Below are 10432 nucleotides of genomic sequence, written 5' to 3'. Positions count from 1 at the left end.
TTCCCTGACTTGCCGGTCTTTTTTATCTCCGCATACTCTGCCCTGCCGCTTTTGAAGGCTATGAACGCAGGGCAATCGTCGCAAGGCGCTTTATTGCCGAATATCGCCGAGTAACAGCTTTTATCCCTCTCATGGGAGGTCCTTCTTTCTTTCATCCACAGGAGCATCCTCTGGTTCACCCACCTGATCTTCAGTTCCCTGTCAATGACGTAGATACCGATCGGGATTGAATTAAGGATAGACCGTAGGGTGTTCTTACTTATGTTGGTTTCAGAGCTCAAATCCTATCATCTCTCTGCGAAATATAAACCTGATATTATAATAGCATATTCTCTTTTATGCAAAATATCACGATCTGTTTCTTGAAGCCATATCCCGGTGGCCCTTCATGAATGTGAAAAAAATCTTTATCTTAATTGAATCGAGAATTTCACTTGACATATTTTCATCGGGGGTATACCGTAATAAAAATAATAAAAAAATACTAAACGGTTGGTAAGGAACGGGAGTGGCAAAAAAGGGGGAAAAAGGGAGAAGCTTTCCGGTCGGCACAAAAGACCAGATCGTAAAAAAAAGCATAGAACTGTTTCTCCGGAAGGGCTTCAAAGGAACCTCGATCCAGGACATAACCGATGCCATCGGGATCACGAAAGGGGCGTTCTACTGGCACTTCACAAGTAAGGACGAACTGCTCTTCAAAATCATCGAAAAGTTCGAAACGGAACTCGTTGATTCGCTTTTTGAACACACGAAAGGGTTTCAGGGCGATTTCTTAACAACGTTCCGCGAATACCATAAATATATCAACGAATATGCCCGCAACAACGGTGAATTGTGCGTTCTCTCCACGACCCTTGCCGCAGAGATATCGGGGAGCAAAAGCGCGGCAGAAAAAAAGATAAAGGCCGTGTATGACAAATACATCGGGTTTATCCGGTCCCTCCTTGAAAAAGGCAAAAAGGAGAAGTTGTTCGAGGATACCTTTGACACGCTGCTGCATGCCCACGTTATCCTGGCGATCCATAACGGTATCCTCCTCCAGTGGTTTATGAACAGGAAAACAATTGACGGCCCTTCTCTTGCGAGGGCTTACCGCAATGTCATGCTCTTCGGCATGATAAAGGGAGGCGGTAAAGAAAAATAAAGTAAGGGGGTTATTATGAAAAGGATGGTTTTGTGTTTATTCTTTGCAACAGTGTTGATTCTTTCTGTGTATCCTGCATCAGCCCAGCAGCGTATCTTGCTTGGCATACCTACATCGTTGAAGCTCATCGAGGGATATGAGGGGAACAAGGCTGCCGAGCTCGCGGTCGAGGAGATCAACGCCAAAGGCGGCGTTAAAATAGGCGCTGAAAAACGGCTCCTGAAGATCGAGGCCCTCGACATCCGGGACGGTGAGCCGGGAGTCCCTACATCCGAGGCATTGCTCGGCATCGAAAAGCTCATACTTGATAAGAAGATATATGCCACGGTGGTCGGAAATTTCAGGTCTGAAGCGCTACTCGCTGCCATGGATATCTATTCAAAGTACAAGGTCATCAACATCGGGACCATAGCAATGACCCCGAAATTCCAGGAAAAGGTTTTGAGCGATAAAGAGAAATACAAATACTCTTTCCGTAACTGTCTTGATTCAAGATATCTTGCCGGATATATGCAGAACATGATGAAACATATATCAAGCCAGTTCGGGTACAACAAGGTATTTATAGCCACTCAGGATGTCCTGTGGGCAACGGCAACGGGTTCCATGATGGAAAAATGGCTAAAGGGCAACGGGTGGACCGTAGCAGGATTTGAAAAGTACCCGGTTGGGGCTTCGGATTTCTCGGCAGGTCTCATGAAGGCCAAAGCAGCCGGCGTACAGGTCATCCTGCCCATATTTGACATGCCCACCAGCGGGATCCTCGTCAAACAGTGGAAGAGCATGAAGATTCCTGCCCTGATGGCAGGATTTATATCACCGCTCATGGGCACAAATGCGTGGAAGACCTTCGGTGAAGACATCGATGGCCTCATGAATGTCGTCTTCGAAATCGGTTACTTCCCGATAAAAGCCTATCCGCCGACAGTGAAGTTTTCCGAAGCTTACATAAAGCGGTGGAAAGAGGATATCCAGTCAGGTCATGGGGCCGCTCCGGCCTACGACACGGTCTACCTCCTCGTTAATGCTATTGAGAAGGCAGGGAGCCTCGATCCCGACAAGGTCGTCAAGGCCCTCGAGGCAACGGATATGGTGGGGGTTGTGGGCAGGATCAAATTCGACAGCGGCCATCAGCTTATATTCGGGAATGACCCGAAAACCGCTGCCGTGGGCGCAGTCTTTCAATGGCAAAAAGGAAAAATGGCCGTTGTATGGCCTGATTCCATTGCCTCGGCAAAGATTATCAAACCTTCGTGGGTGAAATAGTCATATGCTCGTATACGGCCTCATAAACAGCGCTGTCCTGGCGGTCATGGCCCTGGGCTTTAACCTCACCTTCGGCATAAGCGGGGTGGCAAATTTTGCCTATGGGGCCATATACGTGGTATCAGGTTTTCTCACCTGGACGCTCATAAACCATCTTGATCTTCCCTACGCGCTTTCCGCGATCCTTACTATTATCATCATTGGTGTCTTCGGGGGGCTTATCTATAAGCTCATCATCAGGAGGATCAGGGGGCTTGTGATCTCAGAGGTCATAGCAACGTTGGGGATCTCTATTGTGATCCTTGAATTTCTCCGTTATGTCGGTTTCATCGGTTTCAAGTATTCTCTCCCTGTTTTCATCAAGGGCTCCGTTGAGATATTTGATGCTTACGTGGACATCCAGAGGTTCTTTATCATCGTCCTCGGGATACTCCTCATCACCGGGCTTTACCTCTTCACCCATCATACAAAGATAGGGCTTGCCTTCCGTGGGATTGCCCAGGAAGAGCATACATCGCTCTCCCTGGGGATTAATCCTGACCGGATAGCAAGCTTCAGCATGGGTCTTGGCTCTTCCCTCTGTGCCTTTGCAGCGATTGTTATACTCCCCCTCGGGACCATTACGGTAGACAGCGGATATGACGTGCTTATAAATGCATTGTCGGTCTGCATTGTGGGCGGTCTCGGCAGCACCTTCGGAGTCATCATAGCGAGTTTCATCATCGGTTACGCGCAGACTATAACTGCAACATACCTCTCGCCGCACTGGACGATCATCGTGAGCCTCTGCGCGATCCTTATCATCCTTGCGATAAAACCGTCAGGCCTTCTCGGCCATCAGAAAGAACTGGAGGAAAGGGTGTGAAGGAAAATTACCGGAAGGAGCGTATCGCAAGGGGTATAAAGGCCCGTTCTGATGATATATATGCCCTCACTTCCTACAGGGAGATGTGGTACCTCCTGTTCCCAAGGCTCATCCCCATTGTGGGAATCGCCCTCGCCGCCTACTTTTTGCCGTTGTACTGGAAAAAAGTGGCCATTACCACCTGCGTCTTCGCCATGCTTGCTGTGTCCTGGGATTTTCTTTCCAGTTGCGGAATGCTGTCCCTCGGACAGGCCCTTTTCTTCGGGATAGGTTCATACACGGCGGGTAGTCTCAATCATTATCTCGGGCTGCCCGTCTACCTCACTATCCCCATAGCAACCGTTGTCGGAGGACTCCTCTCAACGATCCTGCTTTTGCCTGTCATCCGGTTAAGGGGTATCTATTTCGCCATGATAACCCTTATCCTGCCGCTCATGATCATGCGACTCGTCGAAGCAACAAAGATCCTCGGCGGGACAGAGGGCCTTACCGGTTTAAGCCCCTTTCCCAATGTATGGGTTGAGATCACGCTCATTCTCGCCGCTATGTGGGCATCTTTGTTCGGGCTCCGAAGGTTTATCGCTTCTGACTATGGACTTATATTCGTAAGCATACGGGACAATGACAGGGCTACCATGGCATCAGGTATTAACATCTACGCCTTCAAGGCACAGGCATTGTTTATCGGGAGCAGTATCTGTGCGTTCTGCGGGGCTTTTATGACACACTCTTATCAGTTTACCGGGATGCCTGTTTTTGCGATGGAGTTTTCAATCCTCCCCATTGCTGCAGCCGCGATCGGGGGTATCGGGACGCTTGCAGGGCCCCTCGTAGGCGCGTGTATTCTTGTACCCCTTTCCGAGTTTTTGAGGGAATTCGGCACTTTGCGGATCGTATTCTATGGATTTATTCTGGTAATTTGCGTTGTGGCGCTGCCGGAAGGCATCTTCCACTACGCATCACGGAAATACAACGAGATGGAAAGGTGGGTAAAGTTAGAATAGCTGAGATATGTATCAGCGAGCACGGCTCGCAAGAGGGGGAGGCTCCGGCAGCTTTGCTGCTGGAGGGGGCGACGCAAGCCCCGATAATAGCAAGGTGGGTAAAGTTAGAATAGCTGAGAGCGGAGAGCAAGGAGTTGAGAGCAAAATACAAGCGAGCACGGCTCACGAGAAGGGGAATCTTTTCGGGCTTATGCACGAAGAGGGGGCGACGCAAGCCCTCAAAGGACAAGTAGATGGCGCTTCTTGAGGTAAAAGGCATAACAAAGGCCTTTGGCGGCGTAAAGGCCTTAGATGATGTGAGCGTCGGGGTTGAGGAAAACACGCTCCTGGGCATCATCGGACCCAACGGATCCGGCAAGACCACCCTTGTCAACACAATTACGGGCTTCGTGAGGCCGGACCGCGGCAGTGTATTGTTTAAAGGAAAGGATGTGATCGGCCTTCCCCCTTACAGGATCACCAATATGGGTATCGGCAGGGCCTTTCAAATGGTGAAGCCATTTTTTCACCTTCCCGCCTATAAGAATATTGTTGTTCCCCTTGCTTCGCCAAGGGTAAGGGCTTCCTCGGGGGGAAGGTTTGGGGATAAGGATGCGGTGGCCCTGGACGTCCTCGAAGAAGTCGGTTTTGAACGGGATTCTTCAGTACCGTACAAGTCAGCAAGTGTACTGCCTCACGGGTACCTCAAAAGACTTGAACTCGCACGGCTCCTCGCTCTTAAGAGTGAGATATTTATCCTCGATGAGCTTTTTTCCGGCCTTTCCATCGCAGAAGTCACAAGCATAATCCCCATTATCGAAAAGATCCTTGCGGATGGTAAGACCGTGATCATGGTGGAGCATAGACTGAAGGAACTGTTCCGCATAGCCGACAAGGTGATAGTCCTCAATTACGGTAAGAAGATCAAGGAAGGGCCTCCGAAAGCAATACTGGAAGACGAAGAGGTGAAAAAGGCGTATCTCGGTGTGGAGGTGTAGAGGGTGAAATTATGCTGAACGTTGATAAGCTTATGGTCTTTTACGAAAACGCCATCGCCATAAATGAACTCTCTATCGAAGTGAACAGAGGGGAGATCGTCGGCATTATAGGCTCAAACAGTGCCGGCAAGACCACGCTGATGAACACGATCTCCGGGCTCCTTCTTGACACAAAACTCAAGGAGCAGCGCAAGGGTGGTGAGAGGATAACCATATTCGGTCATATCTCTTTTCTCGAACAGGATATTACCGACCGCTGGGCCGATGAACGGGTCAAGATGGGGATAGTTCTCTCTCGTGAAAGACATCCGGTTTTTGTGGAAAGTGACGTTGAAGAAAACCTGAAGATCGCCTCTTACTTGTTGCCCAGAGTGGAAATGAGGGAGAGGATTGACTATATTTACAAGATATTTCCTGCCCTCGTACCCTTAAGGAAGAGAAGGGCCGGCTTCCTGAGCGGTGGTGAGCAGCAGATGCTCGCTATCGGAATGTCTCTCATGGTAAAACCCAAGCTGATGCTCCTTGATGAACCGCTCCTTGGCCTCTCCCCTGCCATCCAGGTAAAGCTTATAGAGTCGATCGTGACAATACGAAAAGAGGCAGGCGTTACAATCTTGCTCTGTGAACAGTTTGCCCGGCCCGTATTACCTATTATCGACCGGGGATATGTCCTCGAAAACGGCATGCTCACCCTCCACGGGACAGGAGAAGAGCTCTACAACAACCCCGAGATAAAGGCAGCCTATTTTGGAGTGTAGTGTACGATGAATGTATATCAGACCTTCGAAGAAACAGCAAACCGGCACAAAGGAAGACCGGCCGTTCGATACCTGGGAGAGGTCCTGAACTATGTTGATCTTTTCGCATATGTCGAGCGCCTTTCTACGGGACTCAAATCGTTGGGCTTAAAACAACGTGACAAGATCATTCTTTACATGCCGAATACCCCTCAATGGATTATCAGCTGGCTTTCCATCCAAAAGATCGGGGCCGTGGTAGTACCCATCGCCCCTATTTATACACCGCGCGATCTGAGATATATCGCCGGGGATTCAGGCGCACGCACCGTTATTTGTGCGGATACGAATTTTGGCTATGCTAAAGAACTTAAAGAAGAAGGTGCCCTGGATACAGTCATTGTCACGAGAATGGCGGACCTTTTACCCCGGTACAAGTGGCTCATAGGCAAGGCCTTCGACCGGATACCGGAAGGTAAGATAGAAAAGGGCAAGGGTATCTATGAACTCGCGGACCTTATGAAAACCAGGACCACCATGGAGGGGGCCCAGGTTAGTGAAAGTGAGACCCTTGAGATGCTCTATACCGGTGGGACCACAAAAAACCCGAAAGGTGTCCCCATTAGTCATGCCCTCTTCCTCGAGTCTGTCAAGGCACAACTTGAGGTAAGTGCCTCTCTGATCCCATCCCCCGAAAATGTGGTCATGCAGGGGGGTCCGCTTTTCCACATCCTCGGACAGGTGTTCGGTCTGGGTCCGCTCTGTATTACCGGAGACTGCGTTATCATCATGCCCAAGGTAAGTATAGATGCCTTTCTTTACTATGTTCAGATATACAAGGCAAAGACCTTCTTCGGTGTTCCTGCACTCTATAGAATGATCCTCGAACATGACAGGCTTGATTTCTATAATATTTCATCCCTTGCCTATTGCTTTAGCGGCGGCGATGTTCTTCCTCGGGAAACGGCACGGCGGTGGAAAGAAAAATTTGGTAAAGAGATTTATGAAGGATACGGGGCGACAGAGACCTGCGGTGGCGTTACCATGCCGACAGTGACAGAAGAAATACCTCCCGGAAGCATTGGCAAGGCCCTCTCTATAAAGAAGGTAAAGATCGTCGATGAAGCGACCTTGCAGGATATGCCTGTAGGGGAGGCCGGCGAGCTCCTTGTCTCATCGGATCATATGGTAGGGGCATATTGGAACAAAGAAGAGGAAACAAAAGAAGCCTTTGTTGAAATTGAGGGGCGGAGATGGTACAGGACCGGTGATGTATTAAGAAAGGATGAAAAGGACTTCTATTATTTTGTAGACAGAACCGCGGATACCATAAAGCATAAAGGCTACAGGGTGTCATCTTCAGAGATTGAGGCAGCCCTGCAGGAGCATCCGGCTGTTCTTGCCGCATGCGCTGTTGGGGTTCCGGATGAGAAGGTTGGAGAGAGAATAAAGGCCTTCGTTGTGTTGAAAGAAGACGTGAAGGGTGTTACAGGCTACGATCTGATCCACTGGTGCAGAGACCACCTTGCTTCTTACAAGATCCCCCAGTATATAGAATTCAGGGACATGCTTCCCAAATCAAAGGTCGGCAAGCTCCTCCGCAGGGAGATGAGGCGCGAGGAGAGAAAGCGGCACGAGGAGTAGGGTTAAGGCATGACGTCAGGCTTTCCCTGCAAACACGCTCATTCCGCTCCAGCGGCTCCAATCGCTCGCGCTCGGCTTCGGAACTTTTGCTACGCAAAAGACCGAGCTTCCTCGCCTCTCGACGGTTTGCGAAAGGAAAGCCCGATGCCATGCCTTTTGAGGTGCTTGAGTTAAAGCTATTGGCTTTTAGCCGGTAGTAGTTTACTTACTTGTGAGGATGATATGGAATTAACTTCGGAACAGGTTGATATCAAGAAGGCGGCGCGGGAGTTCGCTGAAGGGGAATTTCGTGAGCGTGCGCAGGAATTTGACGAAAAAGAAGAGTTCGACCTTTCGCTGTGGAAAAAGGCCTGTGAAAACGGTTTTGTGGGCACCTTTATAAAAGAGGAGTATGGTGGAGCAGGCTTGGGGTATTTTGAACATTCTTTGATAGCAGAGGAATTCTGGCGGGTTGACCCCGGATGTGGACAGTCCATCCTGTCCTGTACGTTCGGCTCGGAGATGGTCCAGGCATTCGGAAGCGAGGAACAGAAAAAGAAATATCTTCCGCCGCTTGTTGCGGGAGAAGCGATCATTGGCTTCGGGATCACCGAGTCTGATGCCGGGAGCGATGTCGCCTCGTTGAAGACAACTGCGGTAAAGAAGGGCGACAGTTACGTCATAAACGGCACAAAGATGTTCACAACAAATGGCTGTATTGCCAATTATGTCCTCATCTTCTGCATCACCAACCCTGAAGAAAAGGATACGCACCGTCGGCACAGCGTGATCCTTGTCGAGACAGACAGGCCCGGCTATGAGGCCACAAAGATACACGGCAAGATGGGCATCAGGGCAAACAACACTGCCGAGCTGAGTCTTAACAACATCGAGGTCCCGGCTGGAAACCTTATCGGAAAAGAGGGGAATGGGTTTTACCAGCTCATGGATTTCTTCAACAAGACGAGGAACCACGTAGCGGCACAAGGTGTCGGTGTTGCCCAGGGAGCCCTTGAGCTTGCCGTAGCATACGTCAAAAAGAGAAAAGCCTTTGGCAAAACGCTGGCACACCTCCAGGGCGTTCAGTTCAAGCTTGCAGAGATGGCAACCCGTGTAGAAGCTGCCCGGGGGCTTTACTGGAGGGCAGCCTATTCCATGGATAAAGGGAAGCCTGACCACGCGCTCATCTCGATGGCAAAGTGGTTTGGAGGAGAGACCGGCGTATACGTTACCAATGAGGCACTACAGCTACACGGCGGCTATGGGTATATCAGCGATTACGACATCCAGAGGTTCTACCGGGATGCAAAGATCGTGGAGATCTACGAAGGCTCAAAAGAGGTTGAAAAGGCGGTAATTGCCGCTGAGCTCCTGAAGAAGGTGTTTTAAGCTCAACGTGCGATAAACAGCCATTAGATGATAAGCGCGAGCAAGAAAAGATTTGGCTGTGATTTTTGCCCACCCGGGTAGCCATCCGTCACAGAAATCAATTTCTTTTTAGAAATTCTTTTTGCACGAAGAAACAAAAAATAACAGGAAATCGAAAAACCATCCCGGGGTTGATTGACAAAAACAGCTCTTTACGCTATATACACAGGATACCGTGAAGAGTAAATTTGCATTCGTGCTTATTATTGTTCTCGCCCTTTCCATTACTATCTCATGCCTGCCTATCGCACTTTCATCAGAGATTACCACTTGTGTACAATGCCACACCAGCGACCGGATCCTGAAAAGCCTCTATAAACCGCCTAAGATCGACACATCTGAAGGGGAAGGGTGAGCAGGCGCCCCTCCGTCCGTGCCGGCGGATCAGATGTATAAGGGCTTCCTGATCGACAAATCCCTCATAGGAAAAGATATACATTTTGAGGAGAGCTGCACCTCCTGCCATAAGGGAAATGAAAAGGGGCCAACCAGGGCTGCGGCCCACAAGGGTCTCGTCGCACAGCCCTCGAAGAACCTCGGAACATGCGAAACATGTCACGAGGATATTACAAAACCGTTCAGAACCTCGCTCCATTATACCTCCGAAGGCCAGCGACATGGGGTTTCAGGCAGGTTCTCAAAAAACGAGCTCAAGGTCTTTAACGAGAAGGTCTTTGAAAAATCATGCAGGAGCTGTCATGCCTCCTGCGGCGACTGTCACGTAAAGGCGCCTGTGATAAGCGGGATCAGCACAGGTCTTGTAAAGGGTCACAGGTTTGTAAAGAGGGATGAGGGAAAGACCTGCGCACTGTGCCACGGCGGCAGGGTATACCCTGAATTTACCGGCGAATACGGAGGGACCCCCGATATCCACTACCAGAAGGGTATGATCTGCGTGGACTGCCATAAGAAAGGGGAACTTCACGGCAACAGCGCTGCCTCCTATATGCTCCGCAAGGAAGTGAAAGAAAGACCGCGGTGCACCAATTGCCACAAGATGGGAGAGGAAAAGACGGAATTGGCGCAAACGTCACATAAAAGTCATAACGGCAAAGTGAGCTGCTACGCCTGCCATTCGGGCGGCACATACAGGAACTGCTATGATTGCCATCTCGGGAAGGGCGCAACGGCAAAACCCGGCTTTATCCTTGGATTAAACCCAAGGGATAAAAAGACTATCACGACCTTGAGGGTCATACCTACTGTCAGAGATACCTTTAAGTCTGCCGGCATAGCCATGGAAGGGTTTGATAAACTCCCGAACTACTGGGATACGGCGCCGCATAATATCCGGAAGAGGACGGAACGGACCCGCTCGTGTGAGATGTGCCATGACGAGAAGAAGGATTTTCTCACGAAGGATATGCTTCTGAAGGACGGCTCAAAGG

At 49.9% G+C, this 10432-nt stretch carries 11 protein-coding genes; 10 read left to right on the top strand and 1 reads right to left on the bottom strand.

Features of this window, described 5'->3' with window-relative positions; translation table 11 throughout:
- Positions 1-281, bottom strand: a 281-nt coding sequence (locus tag PHU49_09875) for a PAS domain-containing protein (GenBank protein MDD5244313.1), incomplete at its 3' end; no start/stop codon positions are given.
- A gap of 227 nt (positions 282-508) precedes the next feature.
- Between PHU49_09875 and PHU49_09870 the strand changes: the two genes are divergently transcribed.
- The 10 genes from PHU49_09870 to PHU49_09825 form a co-directional block, all read left to right on the top strand.
- A complete protein-coding gene (locus PHU49_09870; protein MDD5244312.1) occupies positions 509-1144 on the top strand; it encodes a TetR/AcrR family transcriptional regulator in 636 nt (211 codons plus the stop codon).
- 15 nt (positions 1145-1159) lie between these two features.
- On the top strand, positions 1160-2410 hold the full coding sequence (locus tag PHU49_09865; GenBank protein MDD5244311.1) for an ABC transporter substrate-binding protein: 1251 nt from the start codon (positions 1160-1162) through the stop codon (positions 2408-2410).
- Between the two features lie 4 nt (positions 2411-2414).
- On the top strand, positions 2415-3275 hold the full coding sequence (locus tag PHU49_09860; GenBank protein ID MDD5244310.1) for a branched-chain amino acid ABC transporter permease: 861 nt from the start codon (positions 2415-2417) through the stop codon (positions 3273-3275).
- Positions 3272-4279: a branched-chain amino acid ABC transporter permease gene (locus PHU49_09855; GenBank protein MDD5244309.1), complete on the top strand. Its 1008-nt coding sequence runs from the start codon at positions 3272-3274 to the stop codon at positions 4277-4279. The genes PHU49_09860 and PHU49_09855 overlap by 4 nt, the downstream gene beginning before the upstream one ends.
- 233 nt (positions 4280-4512) lie before the next feature.
- Entirely contained in the window at positions 4513-5256 is a 744-nt protein-coding gene (locus PHU49_09850; protein MDD5244308.1) for an ATP-binding cassette domain-containing protein, read from the top strand.
- 11 nt (positions 5257-5267) lie between these two features.
- Positions 5268-6014, top strand: coding sequence for an ABC transporter ATP-binding protein (locus tag PHU49_09845; GenBank protein ID MDD5244307.1), 747 nt, complete (start codon positions 5268-5270; stop codon positions 6012-6014).
- 6 nt (positions 6015-6020) lie between these two features.
- The gene (locus tag PHU49_09840) at positions 6021-7637 is read left to right on the top strand and encodes a class I adenylate-forming enzyme family protein (protein MDD5244306.1); all 1617 of its coding nucleotides are present in this window, start codon (positions 6021-6023) and stop codon (positions 7635-7637) included.
- Between the two features lie 222 nt (positions 7638-7859).
- Positions 7860-9005, top strand: coding sequence for an acyl-CoA dehydrogenase family protein (locus PHU49_09835; protein ID MDD5244305.1), 1146 nt, complete (start codon positions 7860-7862; stop codon positions 9003-9005).
- A 214-nt stretch (positions 9006-9219) separates the two neighbouring features.
- A complete protein-coding gene (locus tag PHU49_09830; protein MDD5244304.1) occupies positions 9220-9399 on the top strand; it encodes a hypothetical protein in 180 nt (59 codons plus the stop codon).
- 33 nt (positions 9400-9432) lie between these two features.
- The coding region (locus tag PHU49_09825; GenBank protein MDD5244303.1) for a cytochrome c3 family protein at positions 9433-10432 on the top strand (1000 nt) is incomplete at its 3' end.

The organism is Syntrophorhabdaceae bacterium (genome assembly GCA_028713955.1).
GTDB lineage: Bacteria > Desulfobacterota > Syntrophorhabdia > Syntrophorhabdales > Syntrophorhabdaceae > UBA5609.
This window is presented reverse-complemented; position numbering and strand designations above follow the sequence as displayed.